1 protein-coding gene is annotated in these 1,231 nt (G+C 59.8%); it reads left to right on the top strand.

All coding sequences use genetic code 11. The annotated features are described in order from the left end of the window. Positions 1-57 precede the first annotated feature (57 nt). Positions 58-1,205, top strand: a protein-coding gene (locus FHW85_RS22150; protein WP_168649678.1) for an IS3 family transposase whose coding sequence is annotated in 2 segments (ribosomal slippage) — positions 58-301 and positions 301-1,205 — 1,149 coding nt in all. Because the reading frame shifts where the segments join, the coding sequence is not laid out codon by codon here. The last annotated feature ends 26 nt before the right edge of the window (positions 1,206-1,231 follow it).

The raw sequence follows: 1,231 nt of genomic DNA, 5'->3' as shown, positions 1-1,231 counted from the left end.
TGGTACGCCCCCGATTCCGTAGACACCTGATAGTGTCTATTGAGGATCGGAGGATCTATGACCAGCAAACGTTTCACCGACGAGTTCAAGGCTGAAGCGGTCAAGCAAGTCAGCGAGCGTGGCTACCCCGTCGTGGAGGTGGCTGAGCGGCTCGGCGTGTCATCGCACAGTCTCTATGCATGGCTTCGTGAGCGCGGCGTCAGTCGCGATGCGCGCAAGGCGCAGAAGGACGTTGACCTGGTGCAGGAGAACGCTCGGCTTCGTGCCGAGTTGCGTCGCGCCGAAGAGGAGCGCGACATTTTAAAAAAGGCCGCCGCGTACTTTGCCAAGGGGTAAGGGCGAGGTACGCCTTCATGCAGGCCCATAGTCAGCAGTTTCGCGTCGCTACGATGTGTCGTGTGCTCAGGGTCGAGCGCAGCGGCTACTACGCATGGTTGAAGCAACCACTGTCAGCACGCGCGAAGGAAGATGCACGCCTGATGGTGCACATCGAGGAGTCGTATCTCGCCTCAGGCGGTGTGTATGGCAGCCGCAACGTGCATCGTGACTTGACCGAGGCCGGCGAACACATCAGTCGCAAACGTGTGGAGCGCCTGATGCGTAAAAACGGGCTTCGTTCCGTGCGCTCCCCGCTTCGACGTCGCTACAAGGGTGGCAAGCCAGCGGTGGTCGCGCCCAATCGACTGCAACGCCAGTTCAACGTCAAGCACCCCGATCGAGCGTGGGTCACAGACATCACCTACCTGCGCACGGCCGAAGGCTGGCTTTATCTGGCCGTCGTCATCGACTTGTATTCGCGTGCAGTGATTGGCTGGTCAATGAAATCCAGCCTGGCACGTGAGCTGGCGATGGATGCGTTGTTGATGGCGATCTGGCGGCGACATCCCGCACCAGGCGTGGTGATCCACTCCGATCAAGGCGTGCAATACGGTAGCGACGATTGGCGTCGATTCTGTCGCGAACATGGCCTGGAGGTCAGCATGAGCCGGCGCGGCAACTGTTGGGATAACTCCGTGGCGGAGTCGTTCTTCAGCAGCTTGAAGAAGGAACGAGTGCGAGGCCGCGTCTACGGCAGTCGCGAGGAAGCACGCAGCGACCTGTTCGATTACATCGAGGTTTTCTACAACCGGCAGCGCCGCCATGGACATCTGGGAGGCCTTGCGCCAATGATGTTCGAGGCGGCTAACTCAAAATCCAGTAGCTAACCGTCTACGAAAGCGGGGGCGTACCA

This window comes from Dyella sp. SG609 (assembly GCF_012275375.1).
Taxonomy (GTDB): domain Bacteria; phylum Pseudomonadota; class Gammaproteobacteria; order Xanthomonadales; family Rhodanobacteraceae; genus Dyella_D; species Dyella_D marensis.
The sequence above is the reverse complement of the archived record's forward strand: the minus strand, read 5'-3'. Positions and strand labels throughout refer to the sequence as shown.